This is a genomic window from Brachybacterium saurashtrense (genome assembly GCF_003355475.1).
Classification (GTDB): Bacteria; Actinomycetota; Actinomycetes; order Actinomycetales; family Dermabacteraceae; genus Brachybacterium; species Brachybacterium saurashtrense.
This window is the reverse complement of sequence record NZ_CP031356.1, coordinates 1,792,992-1,815,437: the sequence shown is the minus strand read 5'-3', so window position 1 is coordinate 1,815,437 and position 22,446 is coordinate 1,792,992. Positions and strand designations below refer to the sequence as shown.

Here is a 22,446-nt window from a genome sequence, read left to right as displayed (position 1 = left end):
CCCGCCGACGCCACCGGCGCGACGCAGGCAGCGAGTTCCTCGGACGCCGCCGGCGCGCCGGGCGCTGCGCCCCAGGCCGTCGGCCACTCCCGGGGCGGGCTCCGCGGCGTGCGGGCGCGCGTGGCCGCCCTGTGGCGGGACCGCCTCCACCCGGTCCTGGACGTGGTCTCGCCGATCGGCTGGGCCGTGCTCGGCGCCACCGTCGTCTGCTGGACGATCGGTCTCGCCCTGCACGTCACGGAGCTGAACGTGATCGCGTTCGTGCTGAGCGTGCCGCTCGTGATCGCCGCGCTGTTCGTGCTGGGACGCGCCTCCTACCGGGTCACCCTGGACCTGCAGACCCACCGCGTCGTGGTGGGCACCCGGGCCGTGGGCCGGGTCGAGGTCGCCAACCCCACCCAGCGCCCGATCCTGCCCTCGCGGATCGAGCTGGCCGTCGGTGCGGCCACCGCCCAGTTCCTGGTCCCGCGGCTCGGTCCCGAGGACGAGCACGAGGAGCTCTTCGCCGTGCCCACCAAGCGGCGCGCGGTGCTGGTGGTGGGGCCGGTGCGCTCCGTGCGCGACGACCCGCTCTCCCTGATGCGCCGCCAGGTCACCTGGGCGCAGGCCCAGGAGCTGTACGTGCACCCGCGCACGGTGCGCCTCGACGAGGCGGCCACCGGCTTCCTCCGCGATCTCGAGGGCACGCCCTCCTCCCATCTCTCTAGCTCCGACATCGCCTTCCACGCGCTGCGCGACTACGTCCCCGGGGACGACCGCCGCCACGTGCACTGGCGCACCACGGCCCGCACCGGGAAGCTCATGGTGCGTCAGTTCGAGGAGACCAGGCGCTCGCACGTGGTGGTCGCGCTGGACACCCGGGCCGACCACTACGAGAGCGATGACGAGTTCGAGCTCGCCGTCTCCGCCGCGGCGTCGATCGCCGGCCAGACCTACCGGGAGGAGAAGGAGCTGACCGCCTTCACCGTCGAGGAGACCCAGCGGACCACCACGATGCGGCAGCTGATGGACGACTACACCGTGGTCGAGCGGACCAGGGAACGGCCCCCCTTCCACACCATCGGACAGCGGGCCGCCGATCTCGCGCCGAACGCCTCCTCCGTGATGATCGTGGTGGGGTCCCACACCACCGCCCGTGAGCTCAACGCCGCCGCCACGCAGCTGCCGGTGGGCGTCACCGCCGTGGCGATCCGCTGCGTGGACGGCGCCGAGGTGACCCGCTCCGCGATCGGCGGCCTCGACGTGGTCACTCTCGGGTCGCTGGACACCCTGGCGAGGGCCCTGCGGGCGGTGGGCCGATGAGCGCCGCCGCACGCTCCGCGCGCCCACGCCCGGCGAGCTACTTCGAGACCGTCCCCCTGCGCCGGCGGATCCTCGACGTCAGCGCGCTCAGCGCGCTGTTCCTCCTCGCCGTGCTGGGCTTCCACCACGTCTACGGAGGGCTGCAGTACCTGCTCACCGGCGTGATGGCCCTCGTGCTCGGCACGCTGATCGCGCTGATCGGGGCGCGCTGGCGCTGGGGGCCGCTGCGCATCGCGCCGCTGGTGCTGCTGGTGCACTTCCTGATCGGACCGATGGTCGCCGCGCCCACCCGCGCGCTGTTCGGGATCCTGCCCACGCCGGGATCGCTGTGGGAGCTGCTGCGCGCGCCCGTCACCGCTTGGAAGTCGGTGCTCACGGTGGCCCCGCCGGTCGGTGCGGCGCAGGGCGTGCTGGCCGTGGTGTGGCTGAGCACCCTGCTGCTCGTGCTGCTGGGCACGAGCACGGTGCTGCGCAGCCGTCTCTACGTGCTCGCCTGGCTGTTCCCGCTGGTGCTGATGGCGGTCACGATCGTCTTCGGCACCGATCGCGCGGTCCAGCCGGTGGTGCGCGGAGTCGTCTTCGCGATCCTCTCGGTGGCCTGGCTGACCTGGCGCTTCGAGGGCGATCGGCTCTCCAGCGCCCAGTCCACGATCATCTCCGACAGCGTGCGGCCGGGCTCCTGGCAGAACCCGGTGCTGCGCCGGCGCGTGATCGGGGGAGCGCTGATCATGGCGCTGGCCGGGGGCGGTGCGGTGGCCGCGCACTCGCTGCTGGACCCGCCCTCGGGCACCATCCGGTACGCGGCCCGCGACCACATCGCCCCGCCCTTCGATCCCCACGACTACGTCTCCCCGCTCTCCGAGTTCCGCGGCTACCTCAAGAACCAGCGGGAGGAGGAGCTGTTCACCATCACCGGGGTGAGCAGCGGGGAGAAGATCCGCCTGGCGGGCATGGACCAGTGGGACCTCCAGGTGTACAACGTGGCCAGCAGCCAGTCGAAGGACAGCGCGTCCGGGGCGTTCCTGCGCACTGCTCCCGGGGTCGACCTGCGCGAGGGGAGCACGCAGGAGGCCACCTCGACGGTGACGATCGGCGGCTATCGCGGGGTGTGGCTGCCCACGCTGGGCACACGGCTGAACCGCCTCGACGTCGAGGAGATCGAGCCCGAGCGCACCAGCGCGATCACCGAGAACCTGTACCTGAACCAGCAGTCCCAGACGGCCGTCAACGCCCTCGGCGTGCAGCAGGGCGACACCTATCAGCTCGCCTACGAGCCGTACACCGAGCCCGGGGCCGAGCAGCTGAAGACGGCGACCTTCGCGGACATCGACCTGCCGGAGAACTCGACGGTGGATCAGTTCGCCCAGGTCGCGGACGAGTGGGCCGGGGACTCCGACTCGGACGTCGAACGCTTCCAGTCCCTGTCTCGCCAGGTCAAGACGGACGCGTTCTATTCGCACGGTCTCGAGGACGACACCGCCTCCCTCTCCGGGCACGGTGCCGGGCGGCTGCTCGCGATGCTCGAGGAAGTGGGCTTCGACGAGGACTCCCCGGACGCGCAGCCGCTGGGGCGCATCGGCGACGAGGAGCAGTACGCGGCGCTCACCGCGGTGCTGGCGCGTTCGATCGGGATGCCCGCACGGGTGGTGATGGGCTTCGAGGTGCCCGAGGGGCAGGAGGGCACCGTCACGATCACCGGCCAGGACGTCACCGCCTGGGTGGAGGTGAAGTTCGACGACCTCGGCTGGGTGCGCTTCGAGCCCGCACCCGACGAGGACGAGGACCCCACCGAGATCGAACCGCAGCAGGTGGACAAGCCGCTGCCGCAGGTCGCGCAGCCGCCGCCCCCGCCGGCCGAGCCGCCGAACCCGCCGCCCGGAGCGATGAGCGAGGACTCCGGGGAGGAGGGCGAGGACCCGCCGGAGACCACCTCGTGGGTGGTCTACCTGGGGTTCGCCGCGCTCCCGGTGCTGCTCGCGCTGCTGGCCGCCGCCGGGATCGTGGGCGCGAAGGTGATGCGTCGGCGCCGACGCCGCGGCCGTGACCTGCTCGCGGAGCGGATCGACGGCGGATGGCAGGAGATCCTCGACCTGATGGCGGACATGGGCCGGGCACCTGATCCCCTGCGCACCCGGTCCGAGACCGCGGCGATGCTGGAGGCGGAGAGCCCCTCGGTGGGCGCGGCACTGCTCGCCTCGAGGGCCGACAGAGCCGTGTTCGGGCCGGACGATCTGCCGCCGGAGGCCTCCGAGGAGTACTGGACGCAGGTCATGGCGGCCCGTCGCCGGATGGCCGCGGCGGTGCCGTGGCATCGTCGGGTCCGCGCGGCGCTCTCGCTGCGCTCGTTCCGGCGTCTCTCCACGGACCGGCGCGCGGAGCGGAAGCGGGAGCGTGCACGCACCCGGTCACGGGTGAAGGCCGCACGACGTGCCGCGGCGATGCGACGCCGCGCGGCGCCGCGCCCCGCGGCGACGACATCGACGCCATCGAGGAAGGGACGCTCCCGATGAACGAGACGCGATACTGCAGCACCTGCGGAACGCTCCTGAGCGCCGGGGCGGTGATCTGCGGGGAGTGCGGTGCGCGCTACCAGGCCTCTCCCTACCAGCGCCGTGCCACGGATGCTCCCGGTGCCTGGTCGGCCCCACCCGTCCCGCGCTCCCGCGACCTCGGCGCCGTGCCGGGCGAGGAGGAGGCCGACGAGGGGATCGAGCTGATCACGCGGGAGTCCCTGGAGCCGAAGGCGCCGGGCGCCACCGCGCTGCGGCCCGGGGAACAGTACGATCGGATGATGGTCACCCAGCCACCGATGTCCCAGAACGCCCCCGGTGCCGTACCGGGCGCCCCGAGCGGCGGCGGTTCGCCCGCGCCGGCGGCCGACGCGATGCCGTCGCTCTCCCCGTTCGCGGCCCCGCTGGACGGGTGCGTTCCGGCCCCGCCGGCCAAGCGCCTGATCGCCGCGGTGATCGACGGGATCCTGGCGACGCTCGTGATGGTGCCGCTGATCGTGGGAACGCTGCTCATCGCGCTCGACTCGGAGCCGGGCGCACTGCTGCCGTTCATCCTGATCGGCGTGGGCGTGGCCCTGCCCGTCGCCTACACGGTGCTGATCATCTGGTTGTCCGGGGCGAAGGGATTCACGCTCGGGAAGCTGATCCTGGGACTGCGCGTCACCCGGGGGAGCGCGCCCGGCGCGCTCGGATTCCTGCGGGCCCTGGGCCGATGGTTCCTCTACGGCCTGGTGCCGCTGATCATGGCGCTGTCGATCTTCATCGATCCCCGCAGGCAGCTGCGCGGTCTGCACGACCGCGCCGTGGACTCGGTCGTCGTGGACGTCAAGGCCGGGAGGAACCCGCTGGCCCCGCGCCCGGACAACTTCGAGCGCGCGAGCTCTGAGCACTACCTCGGCTCGCCGTCGGTGGCGGTGACCACCCACGAGAACCTCATGGCCGAGCCCGGCGCGGCGTGGCGCGACCCCTCGGCGGAGCAGCACTCGGCGCAGACCGGCGGCGAGGGCTGGGGGCAGGCGCCGCCGTCGGCCCCCAGCCCGTACGCGCCGCCCGTCTCCAGGGCGCCGGAGCCGGAGGCACCTGCCGCCGGCACCGGGTGGGGGCAGGCTCCCGCGCAGGATGCCGCTCTCGTGCAGAGCACGGACTCGGGGTGGGCCCCGCCGCCCATCGAGCCGATGCCGGCACAGGATCCCCGGGACCGGCCGCGCTCGGATTCCCCGACGTCCTGGGGCCGGCCCAGCGCGGAGCCGCAGGGGACGTGGGGTCCGCCGAGCGCTGAGCCGCAGGGGACGTGGGGTCCGCCGAGCGCTGAGCCGCAGGGGACCTGGGGCCCGCCGAGCGCTGAGCCGCAGCCCTCGTGGGAGCCGCAGCCTCCGCCTCCGAGCCAGGACCCCGCCTCGTCGCCGTCCGCCGCCCCTCCGCAGGAGCCCGTGCAGAGCTGGGGGCCGCCTCCGGCCGTCCCGCACCAGGAGGCAGCGGCACCGGTGCCCCCGTCCGCTCCGGCGGACGGTGCGCATCACGACGCGGGCGCGCAGCCCGCCCCGTCGCCGTCCGCCGCCCCTCCGAGCGACATCACCGGTGACGCCTGGGCAGGGCAGGACGACGCCGTCGACGAGCAGACCCGGCTCACCGCCCCGGACGACCCCCTGGGCGACCTCGAGCAGACCCGCATCTCCGCCGTGCGCCCGCCCGAGGCCCCGAAGCTCCGACTGGTCACCGACGACGGCGCCGAGCGCATCGTCGAGGGCGCGGTGGTGGTGGGCCGCAACCCCAGCGCCGGCGAGGGCGAGGTGCTGTTCGTGATGCGTGACGAGACCCGTTCAGTCTCCAAGACGCACCTGCGCGTGGACGGCACAGGGGACGACATCACCGTGACGGACCTGGGCTCCACCAACGGCTCCGCGATCCAGCGCGAGGACGGCACCCGCGAGAGCCTCGTGCCCGACACCCCGACCGTGCTGCCCGAGGGTGCTCGGCTCTCGGTGGGCGACCGCACCCTCTCCGTGGAGAGGGTGCAGTGACCGACCGCTCCCTGTCCGATCCGGACCTCCACGGCACCGTCCGGGTCGTCTCCGCCTCGATGACGCACGTGGGCCACGTGCGTGCCACCAATGAGGACAGCATTCTCGACGTGCCCCCGATCTTCCTGGTCGCCGACGGCATGGGCGGGCACAACGCCGGAGAGGTCGCCAGCGCCATCACGGTGGAGGAGTTCGAGAAGCTCACCATCCAGGAGAACGTGAGCGTCGAGCAGCTGGGCGACGCGCTCCGTGCGGCCGGGGTGCGGATCGGCGAGCTGGGCGGCGAGTCCACCCGCGGCGCGGGCACCACCGTCGCGGTGGTCGCGACTATGGTGCTCGACGGCGTGGGCTACTGGGTGGTGCTCAACCTCGGCGACTCCCGCGTGTACCGGCTCTCGGGCGAGATCTTCGAGCAGGTCAGCGTGGACCACTCGGTGGTCCAGGAGCTCATGGACCGCGGCGACCTCACCGTCGAGCAGGCCAGGACCCACCCGTACCGTCACATGGTCACCCGGGCGCTCGGGGCCGGCCCCGACTCGGATCCGGACTACTGGCTGATCCCCGCGGAGACCGGGGATCGGATGCTGATCTGCTCGGACGGGCTCACCGGCGAGGTGGACGACGCCTCCATCGAGCGCCTGCTCCGCAGCCCGGTGGACGTCCGCACCGTGTGCCGCGACCTGGTGGGGCGCGCACTGGACGGGGGCGGCCACGACAACATCAGCGTGGTGGTCGTCGAGGCCGTCGAGGTGGTGGGGCAGTCGCTCGCGGCGGAGAACACCGCCGGCAGTGCCGAATCGCCGACCGAGGACGCCGAGACGGAGGTCGACGAGGACACGCTGCCGCGCGGTCTGCGTGAGGACGGCGCCCGATGACCGAGGAGCAGGCACCGGACGCGGCGCCCCTGCTCGGACCGGGAGTGTGGACCCGGCAGGGCCCGGCGACGCTCGTGCTGCGCGCCGGCGCCTGGGCCGTGCTCGTGCCCGGGCTGCGCAAGCAGGTGATCGAGGCGGCATGGACGGTGCTGGGGGAGCGTCCCGCGCCCGAGGAGTTCGTGGACCGGCTCGTCGCGGCCGGGGAGCTGCCGGGCCTCGAGGCGCTCACGGCGCTGCTGTTCGGCTTCCATGCCGAGGGCACCTCGGTGCTCGGGGTGAAGGGGAGCACGCCGGTCGCGGCGTACACGGCCGCGGGAGCCCAGCACGTCGCGGGGACCGAGGAGGAGCCGTTCGTGCTCCGTACCCTCGAGGGCGTGCATCGGATCGCGTTCGGCGACCTGCCCCCGGAGGAGGGCACGGGCGCGCCGCGGCTGGTCGCCGGGGTCGCTCCCGTGCGCGGGTTCGTGCAGGTCCTCACGGATCCGGAGAGCCTGGGAGAGGCCGAACGCACGGCGCTCGCCGCCCAGGTCGAGGCCGAGGGTCGCTCCATCGAGACGGCGGAGGCGAAGCAGCGGCGCGCCGCACGACCGGCCCCGACCCCGAAGCCCGCCACGGCTCCGACGTCGACGTCGACGTCGGAGCCGGGACCGACCGCACGCACCACCGCGCCGCCGCCCTCCCCGCGACCGGTGCAGGGCGCCGGCGCGCCCGCGACGGGGGAGGCGCCGTCCTCCGGCCCGAACCTGTTCGCCGGTCTGTTCGGGACCAGCGGCGCGGGCGCGACGGCGGCACCGGGACCGACGGCACCGGCCGCGGAGCCACAGGCCGCGGAGCCGTCGGGTGCGGAGACCTCGACTCCGCCGCGGACCGCCCCTGCGCCGCCGCCGGCGACCCCGGCCCGCGCGGAACCCGCCGACCCGGAGCGCACGGCACCGGCGCCCATGGCGCCCGCGGCCCCTGCTCCTGCAGCCCCCACCGTCCCGGCCCCTGCCGCACGCGCGGACGCCCCTGCGACGCACACGCCGGATCCCGCCTCGCCGTCGGACCGCGGGCCGCAGCCCTCGCCTGCCGCGACGGACGGCGCCGCCCCGCGGACCGCCGGCAGCGGTCGGCGCCGCCTGGTGAGCACCTCGCTCTTCGACCGCCGCCCCCCGCGCGAGAGCTCGGCCCCCGCCGGGCCGACGGCCGATGGCGCGACGACGGCCGATGGCGCGGCGAGCGCGTCCCCTGCGCAGGCGGCCCGCGCCGCGGCGTCCGCGCCGGTCCCGACGTCGCGGTCGGCCGGCACTCCCGCGGAGGTCACGGTGGGCGGCCCGTCCTCGCCGTCGACCCAGGACGGTGCGGCGCCGTCCTCGCCGACGACCGCTCCGCAGGCGGGCGCCGACCGGCGGGAGAGCGCCGACGCCCCGGAGCGCGCCGCCCCGCAGGAGAACCCCGCGGGGGCCGCGGTGACGCAGGTCTACCGCGTGGACGACGGCCCGTCCCACCCGCCCGCGGACCGCGGCCACGACGCTGCCGGTGAGCAGTCCGCGCCGCCTCCCGAGGCCCCCGAACCGCCGCGCAGCGCGGCCGCCGTCTCGGGAGATCTCGAGAGCTCCCGCTCCTACGACGACCTCTTCGGCCAGACGATCTACCGGCGCATCGAGGACGCCGCGGTGCGGCGCGGTGAGGACGAGGAGCACACCGACGAGCCCGGAGCCGCTGGGGCCGTCGACGGGCACGCCCGCCCGATCGGCCCGCAGGCAGAGCGGGACGGCAGGTCCCCGGTCGCCGACGGGACCTCCGCCCCGACGGGGACGGCCACCACCGGCTCCCCGCACCCCGCGGGGCCGGCGGCGCCCGCCGCGGCCGCGGCAGAGCCCTCGCCGGCGACAGAGCCCCCGCCCGCGGCCGGCGACTTCATCGACTGGGTGCCCGGTGTGGGCCGGAGCGCCCCGGAGATCGCGCAGACCGCCGCCCGGCGTGCCGCCGCGCCTCCCCCGCCCCCGCGGGACTATCCCCAGGTGCAGATCGCCCCGCAGGCCTCCGCCCCCAGTGCGCCGCCGCACGGTGCCGCCTCTCGCACCGCGCCGTACGCACAGGTCCCGCCGTCGCCTGCCGCGCCCGGCGAGGATCGCGCGGAGCCGGGGTCCCGGGACGCGGCCGATCCCGCGCACTCCCGGACCCCCACCCGGGCCGACGGCGCCTCGCGCCCCCCGGCAGGGGACCCGCGCCCGGCCGACGCCGCGGGACGGCACCAGGACGCTCCCGACTCCCCGCCCCCCGCCGCCTTCGCCCGGCAGGAGGCGCCTCGCGCCGGGACGGAGGTGACGCTGCCCGGCCTGGTCTGCCCGCAGGGCCATGCGAACTCGCCGGAGAGCTCCACCTGCCGCGGATGCGGCGCCGCCCTACAGGGGCCGGCCCGTTCCGTGACCCGCCCACCGCTGGGAGCGGTGAGGATCTCCACCGGGGACCGTTTCGTGCTGGACCGCACCGCGATCGTCGGCCGTCGGCCTCGTGCCTCGCGCGTCAGCGCGCACGACATGCCGCAGCTGATCACCGTGCCGAGCCCGCAGCAGGACATCTCCCGCTCCCACCTCGAGCTGCGCCTGGAGGGATGGCACGTGGTCGCGATCGACCTCGGCACCACCAACGGCACCACCCTGCACCGCCACGGCTACGACCCGGTGCGGCTGCGCCCGCGGGAGGGCGTGGTGCTGCGGGACGCCGACCAGCTCGACCTCGGCGACGGCGTGCACCTCCTGTTCGGGGAGCGTGTATGAGCTCGAGACCGCCCTCCTCCCCGCCGCGCCTGCCCGGCTACGAGTACGAGCAGCTGCTGGGCTCCGGCGGCTTCGCCGACGTGTTCCTGTACCGCCAGTTCCGGCCGCAGCGCCGGGTGGCGATCAAGGTGCTGCTGTCCAACGTGCTCGACGAGTCGGTGCGACAGCTGTTCGACGCCGAGGCCAATGTGATGGCGCAGCTGTCCACGCATCCGTCGATCGTCGCGATCCACCAGGCCGAGGTCTCCGACGACCATCGCCCGTACATCGTGATGGAGTACTGCCCGCGCCCCAACTACGGGCTCCGGTTCCGCACCGAGAGGATCACGGTGGCCGAGGCGCTGCGCGTGGGGGTGCAGATCGCCGGGGCCGTGGAGACCGCGCATCGTGCGGGGATCCTCCACCGCGACATCAAGCCGGCGAACATCCTGCTCAACGACTACAACCGGCCCGCCCTCACCGACTTCGGCATCTCCGTCGCGACCGCGAAGGGGAACGACGTCGAGGGATCGCAGGGGATGTCGATCCCCTGGTCCCCGCCGGAGTTCTTCGCCGATCCGCCGTGGGCCGACGCCCGCAGCGACGTGTTCTCCCTCGCCGCGACGGTGTACTCGCTGCTGGCGGGCCGCACCCCCTTCGAGCGGGCGGGGCAGCGCAACACCGCCTCGGACCTCATCCACCGCATCGCGACCGATCCCCTGCGGCCGCTGGACCGGCCGGACATCCCCGCCGAGCTCAATCGCGTGCTCGCCATCGCGATGGCGAAGGACCCCTCCGGGCGCTACGACACCGCGCTCGCCCTCGGCCGCGGCCTGCAGCAGGTCGAGCAGGCGCTCGCCCTGCCGGTCACGCCGATGGACGTGCTCGACGACCGCGCCGATCCGACTCCCCACGGCGCCGCGGACGACGACCTCGACAACCACACCAGGATCCGTCGGGTCTCGACGGTCGATCCGGAGACGGGCGCGACCACAGGGCCCGGCGGCGGGACGCGGATCGATCCCTTCGCCGGGGTGGCCCCGGCGCTGGGATCGCTCGCCGCGCCCGGTCCCCGGGGCGGCGTCGGGCACCGCTCCTCGCCCGTGGACGGCGCCACCGACTCGACGATGCTGCGCCCGGCCGGGGCGGTGTCGGCGGGCTCCGCCGCGCCCGCGCCGCCGCCCCCGCACCGGCAGGAGCCCGCCCCGCGGACCCGTTCCACCCCCGCGTGGCCGTTCGTGACCCTCGCCGGGGTGCTCATCGTGCTGCTCGGGGTGGGCACCACGCTGGGAGCGCGGCACCTCCTGCTGCCCGAGCCCACCGAGAACCCGACCACCCTGGTCAACGCCCCGGAGCTGCCGCAGGACGTGCCCGACATCCCCACCGCCGTGGGGGTCGAGGTGGTCACCGAGGGCGGGGACGGGACCGAGACGGGACGCGCGAAGGTGGTGTGGGAGCCGCCCGCAGGCTATTCGGAGGAGGAGTCCTTCCAGGCGCGCTGGAAGGACGTCCCCGGGAACTACGAGAGCCGCTACGGCGCCATCCACGAGGTGCACGGCCGGAACTCCATCGTGCTGGAGATCCCGCCCCAGCTGGAGGACCTGTGCGCCGAGGTGCGCACGGTCAACGCCAACGGGCAGGCCAGCGACTGGGTCCCCGCCTGCCTGGAGACAGGGTGACGGGTAGCGTGCACCGGAGAACGACCACGGCCCTGCACAGGGACCACAGCACACCAGAGGGGGCGAACTGACGATGGCGTCGACGATTTCGGTCGAGTTCTGCGGCGAATGGCTGCGCGTCGAGGACGGCGAGGAGCTCACGATCGGCCGGGAGGCAGATCTCGTCATCGACGAGGACAATCCGTTCCTCCATCGCCGCTTCCTCACCATCGTGCAGGTGGAGTCGATGTGGTGGCTGGTGAACATCGGCTCCCGGCTGTCCGCCACGATCACCGACGGCTCCGGCTCGATGCAGGCCTGGCTCGCGCCCGGCGCCCGCATCCCCCTGGTGTTCGACGTGACCAAGGTGGTCTTCACCGCGGGCCCCACCACGTACGATCTCGAAGTCCATGCCGAGTCGCCGGAGTTCGCCCGCATCGCCGGTCCCGACGATCCGGTGGGGGAGACCACGATGGGCTCCGTGCAGCTCACCGAGAGCCAGAAGCTCCTGATCCTGGCGCTCGCCGAGCCGATGCTGGTGCGGGAGGGGTCCGGCATGAGCGCGGTGCCCACCTCGGCCCAGGCGGCGCAGCGCCTGGGCTGGCAGCTCACGAAGTTCAACCGGAAGCTGGACAACGTGTGCGACAAGCTGGACCGGCTCGGTGTGCGCGGACTGCGCGGCGGGCCCGGCAAGCTCGCCAGCAACCGCCGCGCCCGCCTCGTCGAGCACGCGGTCTTCTCCCGCCTCGTCACCACCGAGGACCTGCCCCTGCTGGACCAGGAGCAGGGCACGGACGAGGACTGAGGATCCGGCCGCCGTCCGCGGACGGTCCGGCATCGACGCACACTGACACGACGGGCGCCCCGGTGGGGCGCACCGGCAGGCGGGCCAGGGGCCCGCCGGGGGAGGAGCTCCGATGCGCATCAAGCTCACGCTGCGCAGGCCCGAGGACAGGCTGACCGATCTCGAGGTCACCGCCGATGCCACGGCGACGGTCGCCGACGTCGCCAACGCGCTGTACAGCGCGGACCCGCTGCGCGGCGAGGCAGAGGCGCCCGAGGGCCTCACGCTGCAGGTCCAGGACCCGGGGGCGGGGCCCGGCGCCCAGGGCGTGCGCTCGCTGGACCGGTACGTCGACCTGATCCAGGCGGGCCTGCGCTCCGGCAGCGTGGTCTCCATCGCGCGTTCCTCCTCCGAGTACGCCACCCGCTCCGAGTCCCGCGGCGCGCCCGTGGCCCTGCTGCGCGTGCTCTCCGGTCCGGAGGCGGGGAGGGAGTTCCCGCTGCCCTCTGGGGCGAGCGTGCTCGGTCGCGAGGGCGATCTGGACATCCGCATCGCCGATCCGATGCTGTCCAAGCGCCACGCCCGCATCAACGTGGGCGACTCGATCGAGATCGTCGACCTCCGCTCCGCCAACGGGGTGGTGATCGGCGGGGAGCAGGTGCAGCGCGCCGTGATCGGGCCGTCGGACACGGTGCTGATCGGGCAGACCACGTTCTCCGTGATCGCCCTGCACCGCCTGGGAGGGACCGCGCCGAACTCCCCGGTGGTCGAGTTCAACCGCTCCCCACGCGTGGTGCCTCGCTTCCCCTACCGGCCGCTGAAGGCGCCCACCCCGCCGAAGGAGCCGCAGCCGCAGTTCTTCCCGATCTTCATGCTGTTCGCCCCGCTGCTCATGGGCGCCTTCATGTTCTCCCTCACCCAGAGCCCGTTCTCGCTGATCTTCGTGGTGATGATGCCGATGATGGCCACCGCCGGGTACCTGAACCGCAAGTTCCAGCAGAAGAAGATGCTCGAACGGCAGATCGCGAACTTCGAGGAGGGGCTCGCCTCGCTCAAGCGCCGCGTCACCGCCGCGCAGGACCTCGAGCGCGCGGTCCGCCTGGTGGAGACGCCCTCCGCGGCGGACACCGTCGACGCGGCCTTCCGACTGGGCCGGCTGCTGTGGACGCACCGTCCTGAGCACAGCGCCTTCGGCACCGTGCGCCTGGGGCTGGGCATCGCCGAGTCGCGGGTGGGCATCGAGATGCCGGGCGAGAACGACGCGATCCCGACCTACTACGACATGCTCGACGACATGCACGAGGAGTACCGGATGATCGCCGGCGTGCCCGTCGCCGCCGAGCTCCGACACGCCGGGAACATCGGTGTGGCGGGCGGCGGCGACGAGGCCGACGGCGTGGCCCGTGCGATCGTCACCCAGCTCTTCGCCCTGCACTCCCCGGCCGAGGTGGCGATCGCGGCGATCACCTCCCGGTCCAGCCGTGAGCTGTGGCAGTGGCTGAAGTGGCTGCCGCACACCTCGAGCCCGCACTCGCCGCTGCCGGGCGATCACCTGGCCGACACCCCCGGCCGCGGCACCTCGCTGCTGTCGCGGATCGAGGAGCTGATCGCGCAGCGCTCCGGCGAGGCGCCGGCGCAGCTGCGCACCCCGATGACCGTGGACATCACCCAGGAGCCGCCGCTGCCTCCCGAGCCGGTCACGCCGAGCCTGGTGCTGATCGTCGAGGACGACGCCCCGGTGGACCGCGCCCGCCTGGTGCGCATCGCCGAGCGCGGACCGGACGTGGGCGTGCACGTGATCTGGAGCGCCGCGAACGTCGCCGCGCTGCCGGCCGCGTGTCGCACCTACGTCGCCGTGGAGGAGTCCGTGGAGGGCGCGAGCGCCGGCCACGTGCGCCTGGGGGAGCGGTTCTACCCCGTCACCATCGAGACGGTCTCGGTGGAGGTGGCCTCCGGGGTGGCCCGGCACCTCTCCCCGGTGGTGGACGCGGGCGTCCCCATCGACGACGACTCCGACCTGCCCCGGGCGATCTCCTACCTCAAGCTCGGCGGCATGCAGATGGCCGAGGACCCGAACTCCGTCATCGAGCGGTGGAAGGAGAACAACTCCCTCACCCCCCGCGACGGCTCCGAGCCGCAGCGCCGCAAGCACGATGCGAACCTGCGCGGACTGGTGGGGCACAACGGACAGGACGCCTTCCACCTGGACCTGCGCACCAACGGCCCCCACGCCCTGGTGGGCGGCACCACCGGCGCCGGCAAGTCCGAGTTCCTGCAGGCCTGGGTGCTGGGCATGGCCACCGCGCACAGCCCCGACCGGGTCACCTTCCTGTTCGTGGACTACAAGGGCGGCGCCGCCTTCGCGGACGCCGTGGACCTCCCGCACACGGTGGGCCTGGTCACGGACCTCTCCCAGCACCTGGTGCGCCGGGCGCTCACCTCGCTGCGCGCCGAGCTCCACCACCGCGAGCACCTGCTGAACCGCAAGAAGGCCAAGGACCTCATCTCGCTCGAGCGCACCGGCGACCCCGAGGCCCCGCCCAGCCTGATCATCATCGTGGACGAGTTCGCGGCGCTGGCCAAGGAGATCCCCGAGTTCGTCGACGGGGTGGTGGACGTCGCCGCGCGAGGCCGCTCCCTGGGCCTGCACCTGATCCTGGCCACGCAGCGGCCGGCGGGCGTGATCAAGGACAACCTGCGCGCGAACACCAACCTGCGCATCGCGCTGCGCATGGCCGACGAGGCGGACTCCAAGGACATCCTCGGGGACGCGATGGCGGCGCACTTCGATCCCGGGATCCCCGGCCGCGGGGCGGCCAAGACCGGCCCCGGTCGCATCGCCACCTTCCAGACCGGCTACGCCGGCGGCTGGACCACCGACGAGCCGGAGCGGGCGCGGATCGACATCGTCGAGAAGGACTTCGGCACGGGCGAGCAGTGGGACGTGCCCGCCCCGCCCTCCACGGACTCGGGGGACCCGGGGCCGAACGACATCTCCCGCGTGGTGGCGACAGTGCGCGCGGCGGCGGAGAGCGCGGGCGTCCCCGCCCCCCGCAAGCCGTGGCTCTCGGAGCTGGCCGATGCCTACGACCTCTCCCGGCTCCCCAGCCGCCGCACCGACGAGGAGCTGCTGCTGGGTGTGATGGACGTCCCCGAGGACCAGGCCCAGCCCACCTTCTCGTACCTGCCCGACCGGGACGGCAACATGGCGATCTACGGCACCGGCGGCTCGGGCAAGTCCACCACCCTGCGCACCCTGGCGATCTCCGCCGCCTCGACGGTGCGCGGCGGACCGGTGCAGGTCTACGGCCTCGACTTCGGCGCCTCCGGCCTGACGATGCTCGAGGAGCTGCCCCACGTGGGCTCGATCGTCCCCGGGGACGACGAGGAGCGGGTGATCCGCCTGCTGCGCACGCTGCGCTCCCTCATCGACGAGCGGGCGAAGGAGTTCGCGAGGGTGCGGGCAGGGTCCGTGGCGGAGTACCGCGAGCTCTCGGGGGCGCCGGAGACGCCGCGCATCCTGCTGCTGGTGGACGGCATGGCCGCCTTCCGCGAGGCGTACGACTACTCCACCCTCTCGAAGTGGTTCACCACCTTCGTCCAGATCGCGACGGACGGCCGCCAGGTGGGCGTGCACGTGATCGTCACCGGCGACCGCCCCAACGCGATCCCCACCTCCCTGGGCTCCTCGATCCAGCGCCGCCTCATCCACCGCATGGCGGCGGACGACGACTACGCCTCCTTCGGCGAGCCGAAGGACGTGCTCGACGCCGCCTCCCCGCCCGGCAGAGCGATCCAGGACGGGCACGAGGTCCAGGTCGCGGTGCACGGCGGGGACTCGAACGTCGCCATCCAGTCCCGCGAGGTGGCGAAGCTCGCCGAGGCGATGCGCCGTGCCGGCGTCTCCGAGGCGCCCGCGATCGAGCACCTGCCCGAGCGAGTCGAGTTCGCCTCCCTGTGCCCCGTGGTGGACGGGCGGCCGGTGCTGGGGGTGGCCGACGAGACCCTCGCCGAGCTCACCTACGAGCCGCGCGGCGCGTTCATGGTCACCGGTCCGATGGGCTCCGGGAGGACCACGGCGATGCTCACCATCGCCTCCGGCCTCGCCGCGATGCCGGAGCCGATGCGGCTGGTGCGCTTCTCCTCCCGGCGCACCCCGCTGACGGGTCTGCCCGTCTGGGACGTGGAGGCCTCAGACCCGGACAGGGTGCGGGAGCTCGCCGGCCAGCTGCGCGAGACCCTCGAGTCGGGCACCGTGGGCGAGGGGAGGCTCGCCCTGTTCATCGACGGCGTCGCGGATTTCACCGGCAGCGGGATCGAGAACGACCTCGACAAGCTGATCCGCGCCTGCACCCGGGAAGGCCAGTTCGTGGTGGGCGAGAACGAATCGGCCTCGTGGTCCCAGGCGTACGTGCTCGCCCAGCCGTTCAAGGCCGGGCGGCGCGGCCTGCTGCTGCAGCCGGGGGAGATGGACGGCGACTCCCTCCTCGGCACGGGATTGGGGAGGATACGTCGCGCGGACTTCCCCGAGGGGCGGGGGTTCCTCGTCTCCGGCGGCCGGGCGATGAAACTGCAGGTCGCACAGATCACCACGGGCTGAGAGGCGCCGTCGGCCCGCCGCAGTGCGGTGCGCGGGGACGGTGCGCTCGTCGCTGCCGACGGCGGTCGTCCACATGGGGACTCCTCCCCATGTCCCGGCACGGGGCTCCGCTCTACAGTGGGAGGCATCGAGCAGAACGGCAGGCCGTCGCACCGCATCGGGGGTGCGGGCGCGAACGATCAGGAAGGGGAACCCGCACCGTGAACGCCACGAAGGGTATGAACGTCGACGAGGTCCGGCGGATGTCCGCGCAGCTGCGCGACGCGGCGGAGGAGATCACGCGGATCGAGCAGGAGCTGACCTCCGGGCTGGCCGACGTGGACTGGACCGGGCCGGACGCCGACCGCTTCCGCGGCCAGTGGTCCTCGGAGATGGTGCCGGCGCTGCAGCAGATCATGACCGCGGTCAACGACCTCGGCGACACGGCGGATCGCAACGCGGCCGAGCAGGAGGCCACCTCCAGCAGCTGAGCCGGCGCGGCAGCGGCGGCCGGAGGAGCGGCACAGGGCCCGGGCGGAGCACCGCTCGGGCCCTGCACATGCCTGATATGTTGGGCGCCGTCAGAGGTGGGATGAACGGAGCATGTCCATGGCCAGAAGCATCGACTACCCGAGCGCGCAGTTCCCGGGGCCGCCGCGGATCTCGCTCGACGTGCCGGAGGACTGGGAGCCGTTGACGGTCCCCGGGGTCCAGGTGGCCGTCGCCGAGCCGCGCGTGGACGGTCAGTTCCGTGCGAACGTGGTCGTCACCGTGCAGCGATTCGGCCCCGGGTTCACGCTCGAGGAGGCCCGCGCCGGGCTCGACCAGCGCAAGCAGTCCCTGCCCGATCTCGAGGAGCTCGGCACCGGCGAGATCGAGGTGGAGGGCCGTTCCTGGATCGCGAGCGAGTACGGCTACACCCAGCCCGGGCGCCCCACCGTGGTCCAGGCCGCGCGCTACACCGTGATCGAGCGCGCCGACGTCGCCACCGACGTGGTCGAGATCGTGGGCAGCTGCGGCGCGGAGGGCGCCGACGAGCAGATCGAGATCGTCCGCACCATCCAGGACTCGCTGAGCCTGAGCCTGGATTGAGCCTCCCGCCCCGTGCGACCCCGACCCTCCCAGGGTCGGGGTCGTCGCCGTTCCGGGACCTGGCGGGGCCGGCGCGCCCGGGCCTGCCGCGGCTGTCCGCGCCGCCGCTGTCCACAATGGCGTTCCGCGGAGAACTATGCTCTGACCAGTGAGAAGTCGCCCATCTCGGACTGGGGAGGGTGATGGGGAGTTGTCCCCATCGCGTCCGGGGGGACGGGGCCCTAGGGTGGAGGCATCACCTGGGGGACGGGCCGCGGAGCTCCTCTCCGGTGGGTGGGTCCGGAAGCAGACGACACGATGGAGGACATCATGAAGAAGGGCATGAACCCGGAGGCCGTCGATCAGATGGCCACGGCGATGACGGAGTCGGGCGAGACCGTGCGCAACCTGTTCGAGCAGACCGCGTCCCGGGTCGAGGGCTTCGACTGGACCGGTGAGGATCGCGACCGCTACGTGAGCGAGTTCCGGGACGGGCTGGGGGCCCTCACCGAGCAGGTCGTCTCGCGAGCCGGCGAGCTGGCGGAGCGGGCCCGGGCCAACGCCCAGGCGCAGCGCGGCGCCTCCTCCTGAGCCGCCCGGCGATTTCTTCTTCTCAATCTCGAATTCTCGGCCCCGGCACGGGGCGAAAGGGGTAGGTCATGGCTTTCAAGGGTATGGATCCGGCGGAGGGCGCGGAGATCGCGCAGGCGGTGGGTCAGACCTCGGAGCAGGTGCTCCAGGCGATCGGTGACGTCACCAACCTGGTGAACTCGGTGGAGTGGGTCGGTCCGGACTACGAGGCGTACCGCGAGGACTGGAACGCCTTCCTCAGCGGCCCGGTCGATCAGCTGGTGAACGGGCTGCAGACCAAGGGCAAGGAGCTCTCCCAGCACGCCGAGGAGCAGACGCAGACCTCCAACCAGCAGTGAACTGCGCCCTCACGGGCTGAAGGACCCCGGATCCGCGCGGATCCGGGGTCCTTCTCGTCGTCCCGGGCTCGCCCCGTCGTGCTGGGCACGTCGTGCCGGGCTCGCCCGTCGGGCCTCGGCCCGCCGCCCCGGGCCGTGCCGGGACGGGACCGGCGGGCATGTCAGCGGTAATTGACGAACTGCAGCGCGACGTCGAGGTCCTTGCCCTTCAGCAGCGCGATGACCTCCTGCAGGTCGTCGCGCTTCTTCGAGGAGACCCGCAGCTCGTCGCCCTGGATGAGGGGCTTGACGCCCTTGGGGCCCTCGTCGCGGATGAGCTTGGAGATCTTCTTGGCGTCCTCGGAGCTGATGCCCTCCTTGAGCGCCGCCGCCAGGCGCACCTCCTTGCCGGACTCCCGGGGCTCGCCCACCTCGAGCGCCTTGAGCGAGATCCCGCGGCGGAGCAGCTTGGTCTGCAGCACGTCCAGCACCGCGAGCACACGCTCCTCCGCGTTGGCGGTCAGGACGATCTCGTCGCCGCTGAGGCGGAGGGAGGCGCCCGTGCCGCGGAAGTCGTAGCGCTGGGACACCTCCTTCGCCGCCTGGTTCACGGCGTTGTCGACCTCCTGGCGGTCGAGCTTGCTCACGATGTCGAACGATGAATCGGCCATGGTGGTCCTTCCGTCGGGCGGCCGCGGGATCCGGCCGCGTGGTCATTGTCCCCGGCGCCCGCCCGCGGGGCCGCGGAGGCGGGCCGTGCGGGGCCCCAGGGCGCTGTGACGCTCTTCATGCGCCGATCGGCCCTCCTGGGTTCGCATCGGCGGCGCGGCGCTTGTATGCTTGTCCAGGTCCGCTTCCGGCGGCCATCGGATCTCGGTCCGATGGGTGAGGGAAGCAGTCACGGCAGATTACCCGAGCGGCCAAAGGGAGCTGACTGTAAATCAGCTGGCATTGCCTACGGGGGTTCGAATCCCTCATCTGCCACGGCGGAGGGTCCATGTGATCCGAAGCACCGGGACCGGCTCCCGAATTGCCCTCGGGCAAGGAGGCGGGTAAGGTTCACCGGGTTGCCCTGATAGCTCAGTCGGCAGAGCATCTCCATGGTAAGGAGAAGGTCAAGGGTTCGATTCCCTTTCAGGGCTCTGATGGATGCGGCGGCCCGGTCTCATTCGAGATCGGGCCGCTTCATCGGTCACGCCGGGGTAGCTCAGACGGTTAGAGCGCACGACTCATAATCGTGAGGTCGCGGGTTCGATCCCCGCCCTCGGTACCACGCCGGTCCCCACCGGAGTGCAGAATCCACATCCCCCGAGTACGGGGACCCACGAGGTGCGCCGCCGGGCGCGCCACCCGGACGAAAGAGGCGAACCGTGGCGAGCAAGAGCTCTGACGTGCGTCCCAAGATCACCATGGCGTGTGTCGACTGCAAGGCGCGCAACTACATCACCAAGAAGAACCGTCGCAACACCCCGGATCGGCTCGAGCTCTCGAAGTTCTGCCCGACCTGCGGCAAGCAGACGGCGCACCGCGAGACCCGCTGAGCGAGTCCGCCGCATCGAACCGAAGGCCACCCGGGATCCCCGGGTGGCCTTCGTCGTCCCCGGGGAGCAGCGGCGGCTCCCGCCCGTCGGCGCCCTGCCGCCCGGCGGCGGCGAGTCACCCGCCGGCGCCGCGTCACCCGCCGACCGCCCTCGCGCCCGCAGCGCCGCGTCGGTGAGATGATCGGGACGATCGCATCCGTCGGCCCCGGCCGACCCGACCACGGGAGACGTCATGCCCACCACCCCCGACCCCGCCTTCGCCGGCCGCACCTACCCGGCAGGCCCGGTGCACACGGTCTCGGCCGCGAAGATCGCCGAGTTCGCCCGCGCCACCGGCGCGGCCTCGCCGCTGCACACCGACCCGGCCGCCGCCCGCGCCGCCGGTCACGCGGGCGTCCTCGCCCCGCCCACCTTCCTGGTCTCCCTCGCCCAGGCCACCGAGGCGCAGTACATCGAGGATCCGGCGGCCGGGATCGACTTCTCCCGCGTGGTCCACGGCGAGGAGACCTTCACCCTGCACCGCCCCGTCGTGGCCGGCGACCGCCTGGTTCCCACCCTCACGGTCGAGTCGGTGCGCGCCGCGGGCGGGCACGCCATGGTCAGCACGCGGGTCGACCTCGCGGACGAGGACGGTGCGGAGGTCGCCGCCGTGCGCTCGATGCTCGTCGTCCGCGGCGACTGAGCGCGCCCGCCCGCCCCGCCACCCCGGATCCCTGGAGCTGAGATGACCGCCACACCCCCCGCCCCGCTCGACCTGAGCACCCTGACCGTCGGCCAGGAGCTCGCCCGCACCCGCCACGAGATCAGCCGGGACACGCTGGTGCGTTATGCCGGCGCCTCCGGAGACTTCAATCCCATCCACTACAACGACGCCGTGGCTGCCGAGGCCGGACTGCCGGGCGTCATCGCCCACGGCATGCTCACGATGGGCACCGCGATCACCGGGCTGCTCGACGCCCTCGGGGATCCCTCGCTGGTGCGCGGCTACACCACCCGCTTCACGAACCCGATCCCGGTCCCCGCCACCGGCAGCGTCACCCTCGAGGCGGTCGCGACCGTGGGCGCGATCGACGAGGCCGCCGGCACGGCCCGGGTGGACATCGTCGCCGAGGTGGACGGCACCAAGGTGCTGGGCAGGGCCCGCGCCACCCTGGCCCTGCCCGCGACCGGTGCGCAGGCCGGGCAGGGCGAGGCATGAGGCTCTCCGAGCTCACCACCCTCCGCCTCGGCGGGGAGGTCCGCACCCTGGTGGAGGCCCGCACCGCCGACGAGGTGATCGAGGCGGTGCGCACCGCGGACGAGGCGGGGGAGCAGCTGCTGGTGCTCGGCGGCGGCTCCAACCTGGTCGCCTCCGATGCGCCCTTCGAGGGCACCGTGGTGCTGCTGCGCGACCCGGAGGAGCCGCCGCTGCTGGACGCGACCTGCGAGGTGGGCGCCTCCGGCGAGCCGGACGGCGTCCCCGTGGACCCCGCGGAGCTCACGCCGCTGGATCCCACCTGCGGGGGCGCCGTCGTGGAGCACTTCGCCGGGGTGGGCTGGGACCGTGCGGTGCGCTACGCGATCGCCCGGGAGATGGTGGGCATCGAGGCGCTCTCGGGCATCCCCGGCACCGTGGGCGCGACCCCGATCCAGAACGTCGGCGCCTACGGCCAGGAGGTCTCCTCGACGATCTCCCGCGTGCGCACCTGGGACCGGGAGCGGGGCGCGGTGCGCACCTTCTTCGCGGCCGACTGCGACTTCTCCTACCGCGACAGCGTGTTCAAGCGCACCCGGCACCGCGGAGAGGTGCCCTCGGCGACCGGGCGCTACGTGGTGCTCTCGGTCGCCTTCCAGCACACCCTCGGCTCGCTCTCCGCGCCAATCCGGTACGCGCAGCTCGCCGAGGAGCTCGGGGTCGAGGTGGGTGCCCGCGCACCGATGCAGGAGGTGCGGGAGGCGGTGCTGCGGATCCGCGGCGCGAAGGGCATGGTGCTGGACCCGCACGACCATGACACCTGGAGCGCGGGCTCCTTCTTCACCAACCCGATCCTGGACGCGGCGGAGGCCGCCCGCCTGCCCGAGGCCGCCCCTCGCTTCGACGCCGGAGCGGGCCGGGTCAAGACCAGCGCCGCCTGGCTGATCAGCCACGCCGGCATCGAGCGCGGGCATGCGCTGGGGGAGCGGGCGTCCGTCTCCACCAAGCACTCCCTCGCGCTGACCAACCGCGGCGGCGCGAGCAGCGACGACCTCGTCGCGCTCGCACGGGACGTGCAGGCGCGGGTGGAGGACGCCTTCGGGGTGCGCCTGGTCCCCGAGCCGGTGCGCCTCGGCCTCGAGCTCTGACCCCGCCCGGCGCGGGCGGCCGACGCGCGCGTGCGACGGGGCCCAGCGGGCGGGCAGCGCCCGGCCGGCGGCACTGCCCGGCCGACGAACTCTGATCCCGCCCACGAGGCCCCTCCGCGGCGTCCTAAGATGGC

The 22,446-nt window shown here is 73.4% G+C and carries 17 protein-coding genes and 3 tRNA genes; 19 read left to right on the top strand and 1 reads right to left on the bottom strand.

Features of this window, described 5'->3' with window-relative positions; all coding sequences use genetic code 11:
• Positions 1 to 120 precede the first annotated feature (120 nt).
• The 12 genes from DWV08_RS08230 to DWV08_RS08175 all read left to right on the top strand — a co-directional run bounded on the left by DWV08_RS08230 (position 121) and on the right by DWV08_RS08175 (position 18,470).
• On the top strand, positions 121 to 1,302 hold the full coding sequence (locus DWV08_RS08230) for a DUF58 domain-containing protein (RefSeq protein WP_241237423.1): 1,182 nt from the start codon (positions 121 to 123) through the stop codon (positions 1,300 to 1,302).
• Complete coding sequence (locus DWV08_RS08225; RefSeq protein ID WP_115413349.1) at positions 1,299 to 3,812, top strand: transglutaminase-like domain-containing protein; 2,514 nt, start codon at positions 1,299 to 1,301, stop codon at positions 3,810 to 3,812. Before DWV08_RS08230 ends, DWV08_RS08225 begins: the two co-directional genes overlap by 4 nt.
• Positions 3,809 to 5,833, top strand: a complete 2,025-nt coding sequence (locus DWV08_RS08220) for an RDD family protein (protein WP_115413348.1) — start codon at positions 3,809 to 3,811, stop codon at positions 5,831 to 5,833. Before DWV08_RS08225 ends, DWV08_RS08220 begins: the two co-directional genes overlap by 4 nt.
• A complete protein-coding gene (locus tag DWV08_RS08215) occupies positions 5,830 to 6,708 on the top strand; it encodes a PP2C family protein-serine/threonine phosphatase (RefSeq protein WP_115413347.1) in 879 nt (292 codons plus the stop codon). The genes DWV08_RS08220 and DWV08_RS08215 overlap by 4 nt, the downstream gene beginning before the upstream one ends.
• Positions 6,705 to 9,470 carry an FHA domain-containing protein gene (locus DWV08_RS17055; RefSeq protein ID WP_115413346.1) on the top strand — a complete coding sequence of 922 codons (2,766 nt, stop codon included), beginning with the start codon at positions 6,705 to 6,707 and terminating at the stop codon, positions 9,468 to 9,470. Before DWV08_RS08215 ends, DWV08_RS17055 begins: the two co-directional genes overlap by 4 nt.
• The gene (locus tag DWV08_RS08205; protein WP_115413345.1) at positions 9,467 to 11,128 is read left to right on the top strand and encodes a serine/threonine-protein kinase; all 1,662 of its coding nucleotides are present in this window, start codon (positions 9,467 to 9,469) and stop codon (positions 11,126 to 11,128) included. The genes DWV08_RS17055 and DWV08_RS08205 overlap by 4 nt, the downstream gene beginning before the upstream one ends.
• Before the next feature lie 73 nt (positions 11,129 to 11,201).
• Entirely contained in the window at positions 11,202 to 11,912 is a 711-nt protein-coding gene (locus DWV08_RS08200) for an FHA domain-containing protein (protein ID WP_115413344.1), read from the top strand.
• A gap of 112 nt (positions 11,913 to 12,024) precedes the next feature.
• Complete coding sequence (locus tag DWV08_RS08195) at positions 12,025 to 16,491, top strand: type VII secretion EssC family protein (protein WP_115413343.1); 4,467 nt, start codon at positions 12,025 to 12,027, stop codon at positions 16,489 to 16,491.
• A gap of 200 nt (positions 16,492 to 16,691) precedes the next feature.
• Complete coding sequence (locus DWV08_RS08190) at positions 16,692 to 16,961, top strand: WXG100 family type VII secretion target (protein WP_115413342.1); 270 nt, start codon at positions 16,692 to 16,694, stop codon at positions 16,959 to 16,961.
• A gap of 118 nt (positions 16,962 to 17,079) precedes the next feature.
• Entirely contained in the window at positions 17,080 to 17,562 is a 483-nt protein-coding gene (locus tag DWV08_RS08185; protein ID WP_115413341.1) for a hypothetical protein, read from the top strand.
• A 309-nt stretch (positions 17,563 to 17,871) separates the two neighbouring features.
• Positions 17,872 to 18,132, top strand: coding sequence for a hypothetical protein (locus DWV08_RS08180; RefSeq protein WP_244923663.1), 261 nt, complete (start codon positions 17,872 to 17,874; stop codon positions 18,130 to 18,132).
• A gap of 68 nt (positions 18,133 to 18,200) precedes the next feature.
• Positions 18,201 to 18,470 carry a hypothetical protein gene (locus tag DWV08_RS08175; protein ID WP_115413339.1) on the top strand — a complete coding sequence of 90 codons (270 nt, stop codon included), beginning with the start codon at positions 18,201 to 18,203 and terminating at the stop codon, positions 18,468 to 18,470.
• A 161-nt stretch (positions 18,471 to 18,631) separates the two neighbouring features.
• Here DWV08_RS08175 and DWV08_RS08170 read toward each other — a convergent pair whose 3' ends face one another.
• Complete coding sequence (locus DWV08_RS08170) at positions 18,632 to 19,120, bottom strand: YajQ family cyclic di-GMP-binding protein (protein ID WP_115413338.1); 489 nt, start codon at positions 19,118 to 19,120, stop codon at positions 18,632 to 18,634.
• A 231-nt stretch (positions 19,121 to 19,351) separates the two neighbouring features.
• On the opposite strand from DWV08_RS08170, the gene DWV08_RS08165 reads away from it, so the two are divergent.
• The 7 genes from DWV08_RS08165 to DWV08_RS08135 all read left to right on the top strand — a co-directional run bounded on the left by DWV08_RS08165 (position 19,352) and on the right by DWV08_RS08135 (position 22,312).
• A tRNA-Tyr gene (locus DWV08_RS08165) sits at positions 19,352 to 19,433 on the top strand.
• Positions 19,434 to 19,518: 85 nt separating this feature from the next.
• Positions 19,519 to 19,591 (top strand) — tRNA-Thr (locus DWV08_RS08160).
• 54 nt (positions 19,592 to 19,645) lie between these two features.
• A tRNA-Met gene (locus tag DWV08_RS08155) sits at positions 19,646 to 19,722 on the top strand.
• 97 nt (positions 19,723 to 19,819) lie between these two features.
• Entirely contained in the window at positions 19,820 to 19,990 is a 171-nt protein-coding gene (gene rpmG, locus DWV08_RS08150) for a 50S ribosomal protein L33 (RefSeq protein ID WP_029360274.1), read from the top strand.
• 232 nt (positions 19,991 to 20,222) lie between these two features.
• Positions 20,223 to 20,672, top strand: coding sequence for a MaoC family dehydratase (locus DWV08_RS08145; protein WP_115413337.1), 450 nt, complete (start codon positions 20,223 to 20,225; stop codon positions 20,670 to 20,672).
• Between the two features lie 42 nt (positions 20,673 to 20,714).
• A complete protein-coding gene (locus DWV08_RS08140; protein WP_115413336.1) occupies positions 20,715 to 21,188 on the top strand; it encodes a MaoC/PaaZ C-terminal domain-containing protein in 474 nt (157 codons plus the stop codon).
• On the top strand, positions 21,185 to 22,312 hold the full coding sequence (locus DWV08_RS08135) for a UDP-N-acetylmuramate dehydrogenase (protein ID WP_115413335.1): 1,128 nt from the start codon (positions 21,185 to 21,187) through the stop codon (positions 22,310 to 22,312). Before DWV08_RS08140 ends, DWV08_RS08135 begins: the two co-directional genes overlap by 4 nt.
• Positions 22,313 to 22,446: the final 134 nt, after the last annotated feature.

What these genes read in the sequence shown, in the direction of transcription:
- DWV08_RS08195 (WP_115413343.1), top strand. Translation starts at nt 12,025, where the DNA reads ATGCGCATCAAGCTCACGCTGCGCAGGCCCGAGGACAGGCTGACCGAT.
- DWV08_RS08205 (WP_115413345.1), top strand. Translation starts at nt 9,467, where the DNA reads ATGAGCTCGAGACCGCCCTCCTCCCCGCCGCGCCTGCCCGGCTACGAG.
- DWV08_RS08145 (WP_115413337.1), top strand. Translation starts at nt 20,223, where the DNA reads ATGCCCACCACCCCCGACCCCGCCTTCGCCGGCCGCACCTACCCGGCA.
- DWV08_RS08135 (WP_115413335.1), top strand. Translation starts at nt 21,185, where the DNA reads ATGAGGCTCTCCGAGCTCACCACCCTCCGCCTCGGCGGGGAGGTCCGC.
- DWV08_RS08200 (WP_115413344.1), top strand. Translation starts at nt 11,202, where the DNA reads ATGGCGTCGACGATTTCGGTCGAGTTCTGCGGCGAATGGCTGCGCGTC.
- DWV08_RS08225 (WP_115413349.1), top strand. Translation starts at nt 1,299, where the DNA reads ATGAGCGCCGCCGCACGCTCCGCGCGCCCACGCCCGGCGAGCTACTTC.
- DWV08_RS08175 (WP_115413339.1), top strand. Translation starts at nt 18,201, where the DNA reads ATGGCTTTCAAGGGTATGGATCCGGCGGAGGGCGCGGAGATCGCGCAG.
- DWV08_RS08220 (WP_115413348.1), top strand. Translation starts at nt 3,809, where the DNA reads ATGAACGAGACGCGATACTGCAGCACCTGCGGAACGCTCCTGAGCGCC.
- DWV08_RS08180 (WP_244923663.1), top strand. Translation starts at nt 17,872, where the DNA reads ATGAAGAAGGGCATGAACCCGGAGGCCGTCGATCAGATGGCCACGGCG.
- DWV08_RS17055 (WP_115413346.1), top strand. Translation starts at nt 6,705, where the DNA reads ATGACCGAGGAGCAGGCACCGGACGCGGCGCCCCTGCTCGGACCGGGA.
- DWV08_RS08140 (WP_115413336.1), top strand. Translation starts at nt 20,715, where the DNA reads ATGACCGCCACACCCCCCGCCCCGCTCGACCTGAGCACCCTGACCGTC.
- DWV08_RS08170 (WP_115413338.1), bottom strand. Translation starts at nt 19,120, where the DNA reads ATGGCCGATTCATCGTTCGACATCGTGAGCAAGCTCGACCGCCAGGAG.
- DWV08_RS08185 (WP_115413341.1), top strand. Translation starts at nt 17,080, where the DNA reads ATGGCCAGAAGCATCGACTACCCGAGCGCGCAGTTCCCGGGGCCGCCG.